The sequence below is a fragment of the Paenibacillus sp. FSL R10-2782 genome (assembly GCF_038592985.1).
Taxonomy (GTDB): Bacteria; Bacillota; Bacilli; order Paenibacillales; family Paenibacillaceae; genus Paenibacillus; species Paenibacillus terrae_C.
Genome location: NZ_CP151951.1, coordinates 934,430 through 952,586, shown reverse-complemented (window position 1 = coordinate 952,586; position 18,157 = coordinate 934,430). Strand labels below are relative to the sequence as shown.

The window sequence follows — 18,157 nt, the reverse complement described above, 5'->3', positions numbered from 1 at the left end:
ATTATTATCGCGCTCCCGATCCTTACTGGTCATTATGTATCCCCCAGAAAGACATGAAGAAGAGACCTAGCATCAGTTGCTAGGCCTTGACACTCGAGCTTCAATTTGATTAGTATGAATAAAATATGGCTTTTACATCTTTATAAAATTTGTGATTTCTACGTTTTCTGATTGAAATTCCTACAACTCATCATCGGGAAAATCAGCCTCTGCGTCATAAAATGAGTTAGAATAGAAATCCCCCTCAAAATCTAACTTAAAGTATTCCTCTTCAGACAGGTCAAATACTTTACAAATCAAAACTTTGTCATTACCCCATTTGTCTAAAATGAGATTTTTGCAACTTACTGTTAAACTTAATCCACCCATCAAATCCACATCATAAGAATCATAGTATGTCCTACTGTATATGAATTCTGATTCTAATATCATGAAAATTGAATTTAAAAGAAATTTATCAAATGAAATAGATGATTTTTTTCCACCGGATTGATCGTATATAAACTTCATTCTTTTCATTCTTTTTATACTTCTTTTCATTCTAGTCTTGTTCTCTATATCTTGTTTTTTTCGTTCCTTACGAACCTCCTCTGACTCCAAATCAGTATAACCGTATGCTTTGAGGATTTCGTCTTGATCATTTTTGGGAAATTCAATATTTTTTTGCACGATACTTTGTTCATCATAGAAAAATTTTATCAATCTTTCATAATCATTCAAACTTATGTCTTCATTTATTTGCCCCAATTTTTGTATTAACGAACCAATAAGTTCTATAATAATTGGTTCATCCAACAACTTCATCTTGATATCCTTTATTGCATTTGAAAATTCATAAGCTAAATCTGGATTAGGTATAAATTTATTATTAACTCCCTCTAAAATCTTTCTAAGTACATGTCTGTGGTTATCTAGTTCGGAATTGTATAAATTAACACATTCCTCAAAGAGATTGTATAAAACTACTATGTCAGTATGTTCTATTCTAGCTGTAAAATGAGTCAAACCATTACGTAATGTGTCCAATTTCATTAATTTAAAAATAAATTTCTCATCAAATCCCTCAACATTATAAAGATAAGCCAATATCTCATAAGCTTTAGTAAAGGAAACGGTATGTAACTTATTTTCTATTAGCGTGCTATCATTTAAAGCTCTCCTTTGTTTATGCATACTTTTGTAAGTTTTTATAACTTTCTGATAAGAGTTACTGTCTTGCATTTCATAAATCATAAAATCATTTCTAGACTGCAACAAAAATTTAAAAGTCAGCTCTAAAGCATTATGTAAATTAAGAATTAACATTTTGTAATTTTTAACATTTAAGCGATTATCAATGATATTTCTAAGATAGCCTTCTGAGACTTCAAGTGTTAATTTTATATTATCTTTAATATCTAAATCAAACAAATTACTTTCCTCCTTGAATATGACCATAAATGATCTAAATTTATAAAAGTTCTAACTAACATCTTACTACTTAGCGTGACTCCTGAGAAGCTTAATTTCTCTTACTTCAAATTAAATCTTATCGTATGTAAAAACCAAACAGAGTGGATCGGCTACACTTAGTTGGACAATAAAAATAAGGGCTTGTAGAATAAATCTATCATGTTAAGGAGCGAATCTCTACAATGCCAAAAAGGATACAGCAACTTTCCAAAGTGTCGATTCATACATAACTTTAACTAAAGGAGTCTTACATGACATTCTTAGAAAAATGGCTACACATAATCCGAAATTGTTCATTTGATAATACTTACAAAGCGGCGTGGGCAAAAGCAATCACTGAAATTGCTGTTGAATATGATTATGCTCAGTACGGAGGTACAATTGAAATTGGACTCGATACAATTGCTAAAAAGGTGATTCGGTATTACTTTGAACAGACAATTTTTTTTGACTTGCAACAAAGCCCTAATCCTAACAAACCTCCGAAGATAGTATCGCTGGTCAAAGAACTGATCACTGTATATCAGCAAATTTCGGGTATCACCCACCCAGTTAAATTGTTCCGATCAAATATAGAAAGTATTTGCATGGACCAATACCAAAAAACCCTTAAACAAGTCAAGACTGCTTTAAAGTCTGATGTCAGCTATCGCTTTCTGAACGTTGAAGGAAAGACAGTTGATGGTATTTACAACTACGAGCGTAATGCTGATTCATTATACATTGCAAGCGATAATATGAAACTACTCAAAGAAAACAGCTTGATCGTATTCGATGCGGTAAACTACAGATGGTCACAAATGCTTGAAAACTTTAATCACTCGCCGCGGATTTATAAAAAGGTGAAAATCATTGATGAGGATAAAATTCGACGTAAGCCACTAACGAAGTTCTCAGATTTAATCGAGGTTGAGAATCCCAAACGTATATGCTTCCATTGTGGCAATGAAATAATCAATGAAACTCCGGCTATTGACCATGTCATTCCGTGGTCATATTTATACAGTGATGATCTATGGAACCTGGTATTTTCCCATCAATCGTGTAACTCGAGTAAATCAAATGTTATTCCCCATGAAGCCATGATTGAGCAGCTAGAGCAACGGAATCAACGGTTACTTGAATCGTTGTTGAATCGGGAACACAAGGACAAGCATGTTTCAGAGTTGGAAATGGCAATCAACAATGGGCTAGTCAGAAAGTTTTGGATATCATGTCAAGGTTAAGATATCGAAGGGAGATTAAGTGGTGAAAGTATACAACAAATTAAGTCCGTGATAAGATTCCACAGATTATTGAAGCTTCAGGAAAGAAAGCAACAATAATGGTGTTGGATGACAATGACTACTCAGACATGCTCGATATGAAGTTAGAGGAGGAACTTCAGGAATATCTTACTGCTGAAACTGCTGACCAGGTTGGAGAATTGGCGGATTTGGTTGAGGTCGTTTATGCTATATTGGATAATCAGGGGATTAGCATAGAGGAGTTTGAGCAGATAAGGCTGGAGAAGAAAGAAAAGCGTGGGGGATTTAAGAATAGACTGTTATTGGTTCAGGTTGATGAATAAATGAATAATTTCAAAAGCGAGGGGACAATTTATGCCATACATTAATTCTGCTTGTCTGATCAAAGTTTCTAAAGCATACTTCACCTGTTTTGGTGAATGGTCATCAAAAATAACTTACGCTGTTCCCAAGTGTTTGTGAAAAGAGCCAAGGTTTAAAATCCTCCTTAGCTCTTTTCTAACACTATTATTTACCTAAAAGATTAATAAATTTACTCAGTTCTTCTTTGGCTTCATCGGTTGTCCCGTTCAACTCGTTCAAAAGCTCAAACAATTTTTCATATGAATTCGTAATATCTGCTTTTACTTCTGACAACTCTTGAGCCACTTGTGAAAGTGGAATACCGCCTTCTTCTTCAAACTTGTCGACATAACGTGGAATGTTCAAATTGTACTCATTTTCTTTGATTTCATCCAAGGATGCCACATGAGCATATTTCTCAACGTCTTTACGGTTACTGTAAGTTTCGATAATTTTTTCGGTGTTTTTAGGAGAGAGTTTGTTTTGGTTCTTTCCTTTTTCAAACTCATTTGAAGCATCAATAAACAAGATATCTTTACTTTTCCGAGCTTCACGACCTTTGACCACCAGCACACAAGTTGGGATGCTTGTGCCATAGAACAAGTTAGCTGGTAATCCAATAACAGCATCTAACAGATTGTTGTCGATGATATTTTTACGGATTTTACCTTCAGACGCACCACGGAAAAGTACCCCATGCGGTAACACGATAGCCATTGTTCCAGCTTTATCCAAGTGGTACAGTCCATGAAGAACAAAGGCATAATCTGCCTTAGAAGCAGGTGCTACACCATAACCCTTGAAACGTGTATCTTTTTCTCGATCAACGTCTTTTGTATCCCAATTCTGAGAATATGGTGGGTTTGATACGACCGCGTCAAACTTCAAAGGAATTTGTGTGCCATCTTTTTCTGCAAATGGCCAATCAGCATCAAGTGTGTCTGCCCGTTTCAACTCCATATTGCGATAATTCACCCCATGCATCATCAAGTTCATGCGGGCCAAGTTATAAGTTGTCGTATTCAACTCTTGACCGTAAAACTCAACGCTTCCTTCTTCGTTACCATTTGGCAATTCTTTTTGAACTGTCAATAGAAGTGAACCCGATCCCATAGTAGGGTCATATACACGGAATTGATTGCTAGTACCAGCTGCGTCAATCGTAACAATTTTCGCCAAAACTTGACTAACTTCATGAGGTGTATAGAATTCCCCACCTTTTTTACCAGCATTGGCAGCAAATTGCCCAATCAAATACTCGTAAACGTCACCCAAAATGTCACGACCGGAATCGTCTTTGAAAGTAAACTCGTTAATCATCAAAACGATATCATTCAAAGCCTTTGCACGTTCGTTTGTACTTGAGCCTAGACGTGTGTCCCCGAGGTTAACATCTGAAAATACATTAGCAAAGTCCGCTTCTGCGATCGCGTTACGTTTGGCATTTGTATTGAACGAGTCAAACATGTCTTGGAAATCACTAGCTTTGATTTTGTGATTTTCAATTTTTGATACGATTTTATCCCAAGTGTAGGCTGGGTCAATCGCATATCCAATACCTTTACTGATTTCTTCAAGGTAATCTTCTTTTTCAGTCTCTTCTGTCACTTCGTAGAACTCTTCCAAATCATTGACTTTTAAGTATTCATCTTGATTTTCTGATAAGTAGCGATAGAACATAAATGGCAAAATATAGTTCTTGTACTCACTTGCATCCATAGTTCCACGTAGTTTGTTAGCCATTTCCCATAGCTTTGATGTAATATCTCTTGCATTACTCATTTGTGTAATCTCCTTTTCTTATATAAACATTTGTTGAAGCAGTGATTTCTTCAAATTTTCAAGCGAATTTAACTCACGCTTCTGAAGAGCGATAGTGACGTTGAGTTGCTCAAAGAAATTACCAATTTGGAGCTGTTCCTCCTTGCCTGGCAATAAAATTTTCAAACTCAATAAATCTTCCGGGCTAACTGATTGGCGTTCGTACACAGTACCTTGTTGATACCGTAATGAATACCGAATAAAGTCTTGTCGTGTGACGAACATTTCGACATAGCTTGGAAATGCTAACTTGTCATTTACTTCGAACGTCACATAGATTGGGCTGAACACCGCTTTTCCATAACTATTTCGTGAAATCGCACCAAACTTCAGGTTAGCAGGATTATAGACGATATCATTTAGCTCAGTGGCTTTATACTTTTTAGCAGCTTTATCACCCACAACAAGCTGTTCTCGTTCGTAACGTTCTGTTTTAGGTGTAACACCTTTCTCAACAGTAAATGATACTAGTGGATAATTCTTGTTTTGTGGATGCTGAACATTACGTTCAGTTAGCACGTCACTCAACTTACGCTGTTCCCAAGCATCCGTAAATCCTGCAAAGCGAATTTCAGGAACACCGGCTCCATCTTTCGGAAACATTTTTTGAAGCAGGCCCTTTTTCGTATCCTTCAATAGTTCTAACTTACGCTGGTGAAGGGTGATGAGGTTGTCGAGTTGATTGAAGAACGAATTGATTTTGATTTGTTCAGGAACAGAAGGAATAAGACACGAAACTTTGGAAAACGAATCCCAATACAGCCTTTTTCTGAAATCCGTGACCCCATAAGAAAAATTATCTATCTGGGTAATTATCTCATGCCGCCGCAAGCAATAATCCATAAATGGCGGAAATAATTTTTCATTCGGAATGGCCGTAATATAGGCAGGGCTTACCATTCCTTCTATTTTTGCTACGCCGATCGCTCCTTGCCAAGCACGCATCATGTTGAATACTAGATCGCCGGAACGCACACCTTTATACAAGGATTTATCTTCACTTCTGCGAACTTTCTTACCCAATGAACTGCTGTCTAATTCACCGTTTGAAATACCGTGATGAATTGAAACCGAAAGAATTTGTAAAGAATTATTACCTCTTTCGTTTCTTTCCGTGTAAATCTCCCCCAACTTACGCTGTTCCCAAGCGTCAGTAAATCCTGCGAATCTGATTTCAGGCATTTTTTTTATTTTATCGCTCATTTTTGATCTCCTCTTTGTATTCCGCATAATTTCATCACTTGACTATTCTCCCTTCTTAATTTCATCGGCCATTTCATAAAATGCCTTGCGGAATTCAATTCGGTATCGTACCCAGGTTAATGCTGCAATCTCTTCAACTGCGATTTCTTTATAATCAGCCCTTGCATCATTCATGATTGCAGTTATCTCACCTTGTTTATCCATATCCTCTTGACCTAATCGGTGTTTTTTTATCAACATTTCAAGTTCCTTAGGTTTTGTGCTGTTGTCAAGCCCCCAAGTGCGGATGAAATTCGTTACAAGCTGGATATTCGTTTCCTTTTGTGCTTTATCCATGGCTTGGTTCATTTTTTCAACACTTCGAGGTGCTGGATAACTATCAAATTCAAAATCTTTCGAGAAAATCTTAGATACAAAGTTACGCATCTTAGATTTTTCTTTTTCATTGTCAGACTTGGCAATTTCAACATGGATTTCATCACGTGTACTTTCCGCTTTCGACATTTCGTTCGCGTGAACTTCGTCAGCCATCCGGGCGATCAAATCAATCAAATAATCATAGTTGATGGTAACATCGTGAATATGAACCATAGCGAGATTGACTTGCGAAATATCAATGTCTTCTCGCTTTGCACGTCGTTCTTTCAACTCACCGGCGATCACAGTTGTTAAAATGACTTCTTGCTCTTCAGTAATACCTAATCGTTCATAGAACTCTTCAACATTATCATAGGCGGATATAGGATTTTTGTCATCGTCTTCAGTATATTGTTTCAACTGACTCAACAAGCGATTATACTCTTTCAAATTCTCAAAGACTTCATCCTGTGCTTTTTCACTTGGTGGTAATTGTACAAAATCGTCTGTGAGCGTTGAAAGCTTCTTGATGACTTCTTGCATCTCAGCTTGAACCTTGCTAAATGGTTTGGAAGTGATACCAAACTCTTCGTTGCCTTTCTTCAATTCTTCAAGTGAAAGCTGTTCATCGGCAGATGCACGATTTGAATAAATAGCAAAAGCCTTATTCATTTCATACTCGTTTTGCTCCGGCCAACGATAGTTCACGACATTTCCCCAAGGCTTATCGACAAGGTTATGCATTCGGTTTGTACGTGAGTATGCCTGGATCAAGTTCCCACCCTTAAGTGTTCGGTCAATATAGAGCGTATTCATCTCAGGAGCATCAAAACCGGTCAAAAGTTGATCCACAACGATTACCAAATCTAAATAGTTACCATCGTCAACTGTCTTGTTAAGCCGCCGTGCTAAGTCTTCTGTGTAGGCTTTAACTGTCGTCATATCAAATGCTGTGTCAAACAATGCGTTATAGACTTTAATGGCTCTATGCAAGTTTTCGTTCGTTTTCAGTTGATGAATACTATTGGATGTGTCTACCGAAAAACTCACTGCAACTTTTAATCGTTGATCTGCTGGACGATTCGCATTTTCTTCAGCAAACTTATCGAAGTATTCCATCGCTCTTGGTGTACTTGCTTTGTTACCGCCAACATGGACTGTAAACAAGGCATTATATTTGCGGTCATTTGAACGTTTCTTCCAGTTATCGAATATGTCCTTCACTACTAATTTCACATGTTCTGGACTATAGTCGTAAACACTACCACGAATATTATCATCGATATCATCTTCGGTGGGATTTTCAGGAGCCTCGATCGTTTCCTTGAATTCAACGTTAAACCCTAAGACGTTTTTATCCGCGATCGCTTCTTTGATAGTGTAAGCATGTAGAATATCACCAAAGATTTCTCGCGTTTCGGGGAATTTCGGTGTCCCAGTATAGCCAACCCAAGCAGAATTAGGAATAGCTTTTCGGATCGTTTCAAGCATACCTTCATTTTCAGTACCGTCACCAGTTGAACGGTGGGCTTCATCAACGATAAAAAGAATACTCTCATTAAGTGGCTTGAAGCTATCCCGTGCTACATAACGCGACATCTTTTGGATACTTGTCACAATGATGTTCTTATCGCTTTTCTTCGTTAGTTTGCGATGAAGATCTGAGATATTGGCTGTGTCACCCACCACACCAGTTTTCCCTTCAAAACCCGCAACAGGATCATAGGCTTTATAGGCATCAGCGGTTTGGTTGGTAAGTGCGATTCGGTCAACCAAGAAGACAACTTTATCCACATTAGATAGACGGCTTGCAAGCCACGCTGTCTTAAAACTTGTGATTGTTTTACCTGAGCCAGTCGTGTGCCAAATGTATCCTAATCTACCATCATCATACTTGAAGTCAAACTTTCTAACTTTATCAAGCACACGCTTTGTGGCATAGACTTGATAAGGACGCATGACTTTGATACTTTCTTTGTTTTTTGTACCATCAAGTACCATATAGCGTGTTGCCAAGTCATGAGCCATCGGAATGGACAACACTTTATCCGCAAACGTCTTCCATGAACGAATAGGGCGAGCATTATCTTCGTTTTGCCAGTTGAAAGCAAAAGCTCGGTTAAAGCTTTTGAGTGGGGTATTTGCCATGTAACGAATATCAAACGGTGTCATCGCGATTAGAATCTGCAAGGTTGAAAAGATGCCACTGAATTGTTTCTCAGCAATATACTGTTCCATCTGATTCAAGGATTCTGTAGTGCTGTGAAGTGCTTTCTTTAATTCGATTTGAATAATTGGCAAACCATTAATAAGCAACGTCACGTCAAATCGACGGTTTGGCTTACCATCAATAACTTTTGGCCGATTTATTTGGTTTACCACTTGATAAACAGTGTTTCCGCCGCCTACTTGGGCTTGGTCGAATACTGTCAAAAATACATGTTTACCATTGTCAAGGTCAACTTCTATTTCAGAAACCCCGTTAACACCGTACAAAAATTGTCCAGCCTGGTAAGGTGATTCAATACTAGTGATGATTTTCTTCACCTGGTTAAATTCAGTGACAGACAATGGTTCATCTAAACGAGCACGATTGTTTTGTTCTAGAATTATTTTAAAGTTATCCCAGAGTTGTTCGGTTGTTTTGATTTCTTTTTTGTACTCCCATTGTTTTACTCCACCGATTTTGGTCAAATAATCGACGACTTCATTTTCAAATACTAACTCTGATTGACTTTTCATTGATTATTTCCCCTTTAAGGTTTCTTCTATTATTGAGCTGGTAAACTGCTCAATCAAGTCTGCGTATTTGTTTAACTTACTTTGCAACTTCAATGTTTCTGCGTAAATAGCGCCTATTTTCTTCTGTTCCTCGATCGGAACAACAGGAACAATAATTTCCCCAAGTGCACGAAGCGGAATTCTTAAAACAGGGCCACTCCCCTGTAACTCCCTTTCTTTTTGTCGCTTCACATCTTTGTAAGCATTAAATAAGAAAAGAAAATATCTCTTATCAAGTTTTTCGCTATCAAACTCTATTTTTGTGAAGTTGAGGGACAACACTTTACCAACATTAATTTTACCGACCATTGTTGCAAGCTGTAATGAGTTACTGATAACAACGTCACCTTCATTTAATGATATGTTATTTTGAGATAAAGACTTTGACTCATCTTCAACTACTACGTCCTCGTGATTATAATCAGCTTCAAAAGACGACTGGTCATAATAATTTATTACTTGAGTACTAAACTGTTTTTGCGCCCTTGTTGGATTTATACCTGGAACGAATGTTACGAACTCTTTTAATCCTCTTTTCTCCAAATAAATCACCCTCAAACATCAGATTGCATTTTTTGAAATAATTCTATATTACACATTAAATCACATCCAATTTGTTTTGTCAAACGATAATATGAAATACGATTATATTTCATATTATCGCACTTCGCCACTCTTTTCTGCGTAAAAGTAAGACCCCGGGGGTCAAAAAAATCCCCCGAACCATTCGTCCGGGGGAACATAAAACACACTTCTATATTTAGTTAAAAACCATTTAACCTATTGCCACCAACCTATTTCAAATATATTACTACCACGCACTCCACATGTGTCGAGACAGCGAAAGGGATATATTCCTTTTTATTATATATATTACCTATATTATCAAAAGCTACTCCTTCCCAGAACACTCCTTTTTCCAGATAATGCCCTGCTTCACTTCACTTCTATTGATCCCACTGATTCAATATGAGCCTGTATTTAATTTACCCGAATCAATGATCACGATTAAATCAGCCCTGTTCCTGACTTTGAAAGACAATTGCTCAAAATTACTATCAGCTTTCTCTCTTCCCACACCTATCCCTTCCAAAAATACACATTGTAAATACCACTTCCAATGGGTCATTCTGTAAACTAAATATCTCTTTTGACCGATAAATACATATGCTGGGTTGTTATTTAAATATCACCTCTAAACCTCCAGAACCGAATTAAAAATGACGTCCTTTAATTGAGGAAACAGCTATCACATTTGGAAAGGAGTTATGAACTCACTTGAGCATATTATCAGATGGGATCGGGTATGAAAGCCTACGCTTTTATGGTCCCTTTCAGCCACAACACATCGAACAACTTCAAATAACACGTACCATTAATGATCATACCTTTTTACATATCAGTGGGCTGCTCTCAGAAGAACAAGGAGTCGCATGCATCGGGCAGGATATGGAGCAAGAGCCAATTGTCATTCGTCAGTTGGATGATCAGGGACAATCGCTGAGAAGGCTGTTCCACGGGATTGTTACGCGTATGACCGTACATTGTATACGTGGAGTATACACCTTTGAATTGGAGGCTGCTTCCCATTCCTATCAAATGGATATCAAGCTGAAAAAACGTTCCTATCAGGATATTCACCGTACCTATGATGAACTGGTCACCTCGATGGTTCGTAAATATGAGTATGGAGACGCCATTGATACCATAACTAATTATGCCAAACTGGATACTTTTGTTTTACAATATGAGGAGACCGATTGGGCATTTTTAAAACGCCTCGCTTCTCACTTTGGTTCAATACTTGTGCCAGAAGTGACCGCAGCCTCGCCCAAGGTTTTCTTCGGGATGCCGGAAGGCAAGCAGCACAAAGTGGAACGAGATGTGTTTTACAGGGTACGAAAAACGTTTCATGAGTTGGATGCGGAAAAGCCCGGAGAACAACGTGCTGGCTCTTATGTCACCTATATGATTGAAAGTCTGCAATACTACGCGCTAGGTGACCTCATCACGTTGCCCATTGGACAAGGCAAAGAACTGGTCGTCGTTCGGGCAGTGACACAGTTAGCAGATGGCTTACTGCGCACCCGTTATGATCTTCAAGCCGAACAGAATATCCGCTATGCCCGTTATGAAAACGATCAGGCTACTGGAATTTCACTAACGGGAACGGTGCTCAAGGTACAACAGGATTTCGTACAGCTTCAACTGGACATCGATCCGAAGCAAGATCCTGCCAAAGCCTGCTGGTTTCCCGTGGCGACAAGATATGTAGCCGAAGAACACAGTGGCTGGTACGATATGCCTGAGATCGGGGAACAAGTAGAACTGTATCTGCCTACACACCGCGAACAGGATGCCTATGTGACGGATTCGTTACGACAACAACGCCACACAAATGGACAGCCGAATGTGAAGGTATGGCAACATGTGCAAGGTAGCGGCGTAGAAATGTCTGAGCAAGAACTGACCCTTTCTACCTCCGATGGATTTTCTATTACACTGCACGAGGATACGGGCATCACCATCAACAGTCCGGGGGATGTACAAATTCAGGGTGGTCATGTGAGGCTCGATGCAGGTGAGGAACTATCACTCGAAGCTGGTACGGCGCTATACTTAAAAGGTGGAGCCAGCAGCATGGTGCTGGATGGGGAGACGGATACCCACGCTCCAGTAATTTATCAGGAAGGAACGGTGAAAGCACCCGTTTTCGTGGCTGACCTCCCTCCTGTCCCAGAGCCACCATTAATGAGTATAAAAGCATATGAAGCAGCTCAATCAGCAGCCAAGAGCAGCCAAGCCCCTACTCCTAAAGCAAAAATTACGACTCCAGCTGAGCTTCAGAAGGCTAATGCTTTGATGGGGACGATATCCAAGCTATTAGGTTCCATTCCGGTAGTTGGGAACGTAGCCAATGTGATGTTGAATACGGTAGGTGGGCCAGCAGGTAAAGTAGCATCAACCATTTTACAAGCAACCGCAGCAATCCCCGTTCGGAGCAAGGGAACTCCTACGATTGGAGGCAGCAAGGATAGCGGAGTTCATCCACTGAAACACTTGGCTGGTTTAGCGCTCCAAGGGTTGATCAGTCAATACGAGCATGAGCAAGCCAGACAAGCCTACTATAGCAAGTGGATACTGGGGAAAGTGTACACGAGTGCACGTCATCTGACTGATTCAGGTGGCCCATTGGAGTTAGTTCAGAACCTGCTGAAAGAATCGAATGCTATGGTTCATGCATACCAGCAGGTTCCTAAAAGTGTTCAAGATAAAATGCTCAGGGATTATAAAGAAAAAGAAGAAGCTAGAGCTAAAGCTGCCCAGAAAGCAGAAAAAGAAAACTCTCCTCCTAAGATTAGTGATGAAGAGTATGAGAAAATTAATAGAGACCATCAACATTGGGCTGCATATGAGAATTACAGACCTGAAATTCCACTAGGAAGCTACCGTGCGGAGGACGGGGTAGTTCGTAAAGCAAATGGAGATCCAGATTTTAAATACTACGATGACTGGAAACAAAATTATCCAGGGGACTTTTTGATCCTATCCAACCAAGTGGGCATTACACCAGAAGAACAACGATGGATGAGCTATGCAAATATAACACGAGAGCCGTTGGCACTTGATGGTCGAGGTGGTGAAGGCAGAGCTCTCAAAAATGAATTCTCCAGAATGGGAAAAGAAGGAGCCTCTGAGAGCGCTCGACTTGCAAAGGAAAACATACGGAGAATCCAACAAAAAATAGATCAAAAAAGCGTCACCACAAAAAATTCGTCTGAGCCTTTTAAACCTACAACTCAAGCTGGGCTGAACAATAAAAATGATGATTTTGCAAAGGAGCCATTCTTACCTGATAATTATTATAAAAACAACTATGCTCCTACACAAGGAACCCCTGGGGATAGATTAGACTTTAATAGATTAGGCTCTAGTGGACAGGTCGAAAAGTCTAGAGTCATTTATGACCAAGGAGGAAAACAAAAATATAGAGTTGATTATAGCGATCATGGCAATTCTGCTCATCACACTGATCCGCATTTGCATGAGTATATCTATCAAGATGCAGGAAAAACTCTTAAAGAAAAAATTGTATATTTCATTGACCCTTCCACAGGCAGAATGAGAAGAGGTAAAATAGATCGTAAAACAAATAGGATAAAATTTGTTGATTAATAAGTGAGGGGAAGAATAATATGGTTAAAAATTACGAAATCATAACAAATAAACTAAATAAGCTTGGCGCTTGGGCTTACGAAAGAATAGTTAAAATTGATTACGAAATTGAGGCTGATTATGAAGATAACTATATTGGGAGCTTAGATATTTCTTTCTGTGTAATTATTTTAGAAACAAAGGAACCCTTTAAAATAAAAATAAGATATCACAACGTTTACGATCTTACACTACGAAAAGCAACAACATTACCCTTAAATGATAGTTTGGTTATCCATGATATGAAAAAATCAGGGTTAGTAAGTAGCCAACAATATCATGTCCATGACGACAGTGGCTATGGAGAGAATGATGGATTTGGATTTATTGATTTTTATTGCAGTTCTATAGAGGCACTATCTGTAGAAGAATTCTACTCTTCTTAATATTTTAATATTCTAAACAAACGAACTATTGATAAAGATTCATCAATAACTCGTATCATCTTAATTAGGTTATTAAATAATGACTTGCCATCCCTCCCCATCAGAGTTAACATACACACACTCAAACAACGGGAGGGAAAATACGTTATGCCAAATTGGCCAGATTGGTTTCTGGAAGCATTACGCCAACGATTTTATCAATTAGAACTCGCCAGTGAACAACAGGCTTCATGTTCATCTGAGGACAAAAATCTATTCACTCAAATGGATCAATTCAAAACCAACCAAAACGAAGATATTCAACGTCTGCTATCTGAATGGGAAGAAGCAATAGGCTATCAACTAAGTCAGGACAAACAGTCCATCTATATGGAAGGAGTAAAAGACGGGATTCGATTGATCCTTCCCGTCATACAACCCACATTTACTCGTTAGCCCATTGATCACTTTAGTCTATGGTTTCGTTAGTCCAGTATTTCGTCTATGCTCATTCCACTTTTCAAGGTAAAAACAAAATGCGCTGGTGAGAGAATCGTGATCTTCTCCACCAACGCATTAAATAGGTTATCATTAAATTGTTCCAGTATATCCTGCTGTGTGCTTAGTACTTGAATAATCTCATCTACACGCTCCTTGATTTTTGCTTGCTGCTCATGCTCCTGCTCCAGTGTCAGCTTCTGTTGTCGTAGCTCGTTTAGTTCACTGGAAAGCCTGTTTGTTTCTTCAGCATAAACCGTCTCATCCATCTGATTCCGTAGCTTAAGATTCACTAATTCCTTCAAGTCGGATTTCAATTGTTGCATCTGTCCTTCGATGTCCAATAGCGGTTCTTGCCCTACTCTGCTGGAAAGTACCGATTCAATATTGGCTTTCAACGTCTTCATGAATCCTTTCTTATTCTTATACATCCGGTTGAACAATCGTACAAACGCGGAATGTAAAATGGGTTCATCGACTGATTTGGCATCACAGGCTACTTTACCTTTATTGACATACGTTTTGCATTGCCATACTACTTTTTTGGATGGATTATTGCTGTTCCAGGTTCGGCGTTTAAAAATGGCCCCACAGCATCCACAATATACTTTGCTACTGAGTGCATATTTACTGGAGTATCTTTTACTCTCCCCCATCACACTCCCTTTCAGCTTGGCCCTCCGTTCCTTTTCCTTTTGCACCGCTTCAAATAGTTCCTTCGAGACAATCGGTTCATGGTTGTCCTCAATTAAATATTGCTGCTCCTGTCCTTTATTCCTGATTCGTTTGTGGGTTAGAAAATCTACCGTTACCGTCTTTTGCTGAAGCAAAGCTCCGTAATATTTCTCGTTGGTCAGAATTAAGGTAATGGAGGAATCCCACCACGTATCGCCACCCGTGACTGTTTTAATGTGATCTCGCATCAATCCTCTGGCTATCACCTGATAGCTTTTTCCATCCAAATACTCCTCGTATATTCTGCGTACAATCTCGGCTTCTGACTCGTTAATCACCAGTTCCCCCTGCTCGTCCTTATCGTAGCCGAGAAAGCGAGTGGTGTTGCAGAAGACTTTACCGTTTTGGAAGCCACGCAATATTCCCCATCGGCTGTTTTCAGAAATATTCCGACTCTCGTCTTGGGCAAGGGAACTCAGGATGGTCAGCAATACCTCACCTGTGGTATCTAGCGTATTAATATTCTCCCGTTCAAAGAATACAGCAACTCCGAGACTTTTCAGTTCCCGTACATATTTCAATAAATCCAGTGTATTTCTCGCAAATCTCGAAATCGACTTGACCAGTATGAGATCCAGTTTACCGTTTCGGGCATCCTGTATCATGCGATTAAATTGTGTTCTATTTTTAGTGGTGGTTCCGGTGATGCCTTCATCTGCGTAAATATCAGCCATTTCCCATTCCAAGTTGTTTTGAATGTATTGGGTATAATGATTGACCTGATTGGTATAGCTTTCCTTTTGCTCCTCGGAATCGGTACTAACCCGGCAATAGGCAGCGACTTTCTTCTTTTGAATCGATTGAATTCCTTCTACGATGTCCAACGTTTTCACGGGAACGATCACGACTTTTTTTGCGGTTGCAGCTTGGCCCATAGGTGTTTCTCCCTTCGATATCTTCTTTATACGGTCACATGGTATAATGCTTCCGGCACATCATCAAGTCCATTTCTGCCCATGTTATAGCTACTTGAAAGACTTTTTATTAAGCTCATCAATCGCTATGAACTCTTCTTCTGTAATGACATTTTGTGATCTCAATTGCTTCAATAGGCTCAGACTGAGTAGGTAGTCGATGGATTTTCGTTGCATATGTATGTGCTCCTTTGAAATAAAAATGGCTCACCTCTAGGGCAAGCCGATAGATAATAAAGATTAAAATAAATTCTTAAGGCTAATGGTCTTTTCTATGGTAATACTAGGATCGCTTACTAAGGTGGCAGTCAGTACAAGGGCTTTATTGTTCGCCCCGCTACTGCTTCCTGCTTTTATGGTAACACTATTTCCTGTGCTGGCTGTTATGCTTCCCATGATCGGAGTTGAATCATCTTGATTTCGTAGGCTCCACTCCACAGACTGGTCAAACACCTCTGTTCCATGATCATAGATATGACTGACGTATGAGGCACTCTGGCCTGTTTTAAGCGTAGGACTGCCGGTAATGGTGATCGAATAGATATGCGTTCCTGTTTCGACAACTCTCATTTCAATACTACTTTGTACTGCTGGGTGATAGGTTAATTTCGCATTGATGCTTGCTTGTCCCAAAGCGATACCCATAACCTGACCGTGCTGGTCTACACTAACCACGTTCGGATCGCTCGAAATGAAAGTTATGGCTGGATTAGCCAACTCATTCCCATTATCCGTAGCGGTCACATTCAACGGTAACGTTTCGTTTAGTCGTACATAGGCTATCGTTCCCTGATGAATATGTAATGCATATGTATGAGCAATCTCGTACTTCCATCTGTCTGCAATGTTATTTTCCACGTCATCATAAGCTGTATTTATGCTATCCAATGTGCAGCTTAACTGGATGATGCCATTCATCGTGCGGTCAATTCCAGTCACTTTAAATGGCTGATGAGTCATATAAAATCGTTGGCTTAATGTAATACCCCTCGTACCTATATTGTCTTGTACGGTAACCAGGATGTTGCCCTCTGGCATGGAGATAACTTTACCTGTTTCCGTTGAAAACGTTCTGGCTTCCACCACAGCATCAAACCATTTCACCTGTCCACTCCAGTTTAAAGCCAACCGTTGATTACATTTTCGCATCCTGCCTCGACACGACTTTTCATTTTGATCCACCTGACTGGTGATCAGATACCGTTCATCACGATAATCCACGGTATCACCTGTATGTAAGGGTGTTGCTGCACGAATGATTTTTTCATCGGTCATTTGAATATGATTTGTCGCATCTCGAATGAGAGTAAGTTGACGCACACTATTGATATGCACAAGCTCTCCCTTCTCTCGCAGAAAGAAATCCAGCATGGATTCTAAGCTCCGTGTCATTCCTCTTCCCCCAATCCAAAATCCGGCTTACAGCGATACAGGTATAATTCCACATAATCGCTCCATTCTTTTATGTCCAAAATAATAAAGACATTCTTGCTGATTCGAACATAGCCGTTTAATTGCAATAAGGATTCCAGTGGACAGAAAGCTCGATATGTTGTCTCTAGTATATAACCATCTTCAAATGAAAAGCTTTTGCGATAAGGTTGTACATCTGCCATCACTGACAGAACAGGTTTGAAATGAGTAGCATCTAAAATTTCCAACTTCGTATCATAGAACATTAATCTGTCCCGACCTTGATTTTAGGCAGGGGTAGAGCAAGCCGAATACTTGCCGGAATGCCTGCTTCATAGGCGGCTGAGCGTTCACCTTCCTGCTTATTTGTCAGGCCAACCGAATCCCGATTTTTAAATAGATACACCGCATAATCGACCATGATATGATCATATTCCACAGGTAGCATTACCAGGTTACAATAGCCATAAATATTACTCCTTGCTTTATTCAAATAATGGATCAGGATATCGTCTTTAGAGGCATCTGTTGGCTCCATACTCAATAATCGTTTCATCAAATTCATTAGCTCACTCATGTGCTGTCTCCTGTTCCTCCTTTATCTGTGCCTTCTCGGTACGTTTCATATTCTTGGTAGCTTGTACTTTCGTTTGGGCTGCTTCTTGCTTAGTCTCATCTGGTTGAGGTTCCTCCACTTGCTCATAATGCCCACTAGCCTGTAAACGCAGCGTCAGCTCCTGATCCATTACTTCCCATGTGCAGCCTGTTTCTTGATTCAAAAACCACATCTTATCACCCTCCAAAATTAAAAATA

16 protein-coding genes are annotated in these 18,157 nt (G+C 39.4%); 5 read left to right on the top strand and 11 right to left on the bottom strand.

Going from position 1 to position 18,157, the window contains the following annotated elements; all coding sequences use genetic code 11:
* Positions 1-180: 180 nt before the first annotated feature.
* The gene (locus NST83_RS04340; protein ID WP_342416705.1) at positions 181-1,410 is read right to left on the bottom strand and encodes a hypothetical protein; all 1,230 of its coding nucleotides are present in this window, start codon (positions 1,408-1,410) and stop codon (positions 181-183) included.
* A 293-nt stretch (positions 1,411-1,703) separates the two neighbouring features.
* Between NST83_RS04340 and NST83_RS04335 the strand changes: the two genes are divergently transcribed.
* Positions 1,704-2,678 (top strand): HNH endonuclease domain-containing protein, encoded by a 975-nt coding sequence (locus NST83_RS04335; RefSeq protein ID WP_342416704.1) that lies wholly within the window; start codon positions 1,704-1,706, stop codon positions 2,676-2,678.
* A 98-nt stretch (positions 2,679-2,776) separates the two neighbouring features.
* Positions 2,777-3,022 (top strand): nucleoside triphosphate pyrophosphohydrolase, encoded by a 246-nt coding sequence (locus tag NST83_RS04330; protein WP_081112477.1) that lies wholly within the window; start codon positions 2,777-2,779, stop codon positions 3,020-3,022.
* Between the two features lie 184 nt (positions 3,023-3,206).
* Here the strand turns inward: NST83_RS04330 and NST83_RS04325 are convergent, their stop codons facing one another.
* The 4 genes from NST83_RS04325 to NST83_RS04310 are packed head-to-tail and all read right to left on the bottom strand — an operon-like array spanning position 3,207 to position 9,755.
* The gene (locus NST83_RS04325) at positions 3,207-4,823 is read right to left on the bottom strand and encodes a type I restriction-modification system subunit M (protein ID WP_342416703.1); all 1,617 of its coding nucleotides are present in this window, start codon (positions 4,821-4,823) and stop codon (positions 3,207-3,209) included.
* An 18-nt stretch (positions 4,824-4,841) separates the two neighbouring features.
* Positions 4,842-6,065, bottom strand: coding sequence for a restriction endonuclease subunit S (locus tag NST83_RS04320; protein WP_342416702.1), 1,224 nt, complete (start codon positions 6,063-6,065; stop codon positions 4,842-4,844).
* A gap of 42 nt (positions 6,066-6,107) precedes the next feature.
* A complete protein-coding gene (locus NST83_RS04315) occupies positions 6,108-9,164 on the bottom strand; it encodes an HsdR family type I site-specific deoxyribonuclease (RefSeq protein WP_342416701.1) in 3,057 nt (1,018 codons plus the stop codon).
* Positions 9,165-9,167: 3 nt separating this feature from the next.
* Positions 9,168-9,755 (bottom strand): restriction endonuclease subunit S, encoded by a 588-nt coding sequence (locus NST83_RS04310; protein WP_342416700.1) that lies wholly within the window; start codon positions 9,753-9,755, stop codon positions 9,168-9,170.
* 726 nt (positions 9,756-10,481) lie between these two features.
* Between NST83_RS04310 and NST83_RS04305 the strand changes: the two genes are divergently transcribed.
* The 3 genes from NST83_RS04305 (at position 10,482) to NST83_RS04295 (ending at position 14,239) form a co-directional block, all read left to right on the top strand.
* The gene (locus NST83_RS04305; RefSeq protein WP_342416699.1) at positions 10,482-13,379 is read left to right on the top strand and encodes a contractile injection system protein, VgrG/Pvc8 family; all 2,898 of its coding nucleotides are present in this window, start codon (positions 10,482-10,484) and stop codon (positions 13,377-13,379) included.
* A gap of 20 nt (positions 13,380-13,399) precedes the next feature.
* Positions 13,400-13,804 (top strand): hypothetical protein, encoded by a 405-nt coding sequence (locus NST83_RS04300; protein ID WP_250243268.1) that lies wholly within the window; start codon positions 13,400-13,402, stop codon positions 13,802-13,804.
* Between the two features lie 147 nt (positions 13,805-13,951).
* On the top strand, positions 13,952-14,239 hold the full coding sequence (locus NST83_RS04295) for a hypothetical protein (protein WP_342416698.1): 288 nt from the start codon (positions 13,952-13,954) through the stop codon (positions 14,237-14,239).
* 29 nt (positions 14,240-14,268) lie between these two features.
* Here the strand turns inward: NST83_RS04295 and NST83_RS04290 are convergent, their stop codons facing one another.
* From NST83_RS04290 to NST83_RS04265, 6 genes are all read right to left on the bottom strand, one after another.
* Positions 14,269-15,891: a recombinase family protein gene (locus NST83_RS04290; RefSeq protein WP_342416697.1), complete on the bottom strand. Its 1,623-nt coding sequence runs from the start codon at positions 15,889-15,891 to the stop codon at positions 14,269-14,271.
* Between the two features lie 90 nt (positions 15,892-15,981).
* Positions 15,982-16,107 carry an SHOCT domain-containing protein gene (locus NST83_RS04285; protein WP_268794278.1) on the bottom strand — a complete coding sequence of 42 codons (126 nt, stop codon included), beginning with the start codon at positions 16,105-16,107 and terminating at the stop codon, positions 15,982-15,984.
* A gap of 63 nt (positions 16,108-16,170) precedes the next feature.
* Complete coding sequence (locus NST83_RS04280; RefSeq protein ID WP_342416696.1) at positions 16,171-17,322, bottom strand: hypothetical protein; 1,152 nt, start codon at positions 17,320-17,322, stop codon at positions 16,171-16,173.
* Positions 17,319-17,609, bottom strand: a complete 291-nt coding sequence (locus NST83_RS04275; RefSeq protein ID WP_342416695.1) for a hypothetical protein — start codon at positions 17,607-17,609, stop codon at positions 17,319-17,321. Before NST83_RS04275 ends, NST83_RS04280 begins: the two co-directional genes overlap by 4 nt.
* Positions 17,609-17,920 carry a phage head-tail connector protein gene (locus tag NST83_RS04270; protein ID WP_342416694.1) on the bottom strand — a complete coding sequence of 104 codons (312 nt, stop codon included), beginning with the start codon at positions 17,918-17,920 and terminating at the stop codon, positions 17,609-17,611. The genes NST83_RS04275 and NST83_RS04270 overlap by 1 nt, the downstream gene beginning before the upstream one ends.
* Positions 17,913-18,131, bottom strand: a complete 219-nt coding sequence (locus NST83_RS04265) for a hypothetical protein (protein ID WP_342416693.1) — start codon at positions 18,129-18,131, stop codon at positions 17,913-17,915. Before NST83_RS04265 ends, NST83_RS04270 begins: the two co-directional genes overlap by 8 nt.
* Positions 18,132-18,157: the final 26 nt, after the last annotated feature.

Bases quoted from the DNA above. Each gene is read 5' to 3' on its own strand.
- NST83_RS04280 (WP_342416696.1), bottom strand. From the start codon at position 17,322: ATGACACGGAGCTTAGAATCCATGCTGGATTTCTTTCTGCGAGAGAAG.
- NST83_RS04315 (WP_342416701.1), bottom strand. From the start codon at position 9,164: ATGAAAAGTCAATCAGAGTTAGTATTTGAAAATGAAGTCGTCGATTAT.
- NST83_RS04275 (WP_342416695.1), bottom strand. From the start codon at position 17,609: ATGTTCTATGATACGAAGTTGGAAATTTTAGATGCTACTCATTTCAAA.
- NST83_RS04335 (WP_342416704.1), top strand. From the start codon at position 1,704: ATGACATTCTTAGAAAAATGGCTACACATAATCCGAAATTGTTCATTT.
- NST83_RS04285 (WP_268794278.1), bottom strand. From the start codon at position 16,107: ATGCAACGAAAATCCATCGACTACCTACTCAGTCTGAGCCTATTGAAG.
- NST83_RS04330 (WP_081112477.1), top strand. From the start codon at position 2,777: ATGGTGTTGGATGACAATGACTACTCAGACATGCTCGATATGAAGTTA.
- NST83_RS04325 (WP_342416703.1), bottom strand. From the start codon at position 4,823: ATGAGTAATGCAAGAGATATTACATCAAAGCTATGGGAAATGGCTAAC.
- NST83_RS04290 (WP_342416697.1), bottom strand. From the start codon at position 15,891: ATGGGCCAAGCTGCAACCGCAAAAAAAGTCGTGATCGTTCCCGTGAAA.
- NST83_RS04265 (WP_342416693.1), bottom strand. From the start codon at position 18,131: ATGTGGTTTTTGAATCAAGAAACAGGCTGCACATGGGAAGTAATGGAT.
- NST83_RS04300 (WP_250243268.1), top strand. From the start codon at position 13,400: ATGGTTAAAAATTACGAAATCATAACAAATAAACTAAATAAGCTTGGC.
- NST83_RS04270 (WP_342416694.1), bottom strand. From the start codon at position 17,920: ATGAGTGAGCTAATGAATTTGATGAAACGATTATTGAGTATGGAGCCA.
- NST83_RS04295 (WP_342416698.1), top strand. From the start codon at position 13,952: ATGCCAAATTGGCCAGATTGGTTTCTGGAAGCATTACGCCAACGATTT.
- NST83_RS04320 (WP_342416702.1), bottom strand. From the start codon at position 6,065: ATGAGCGATAAAATAAAAAAAATGCCTGAAATCAGATTCGCAGGATTT.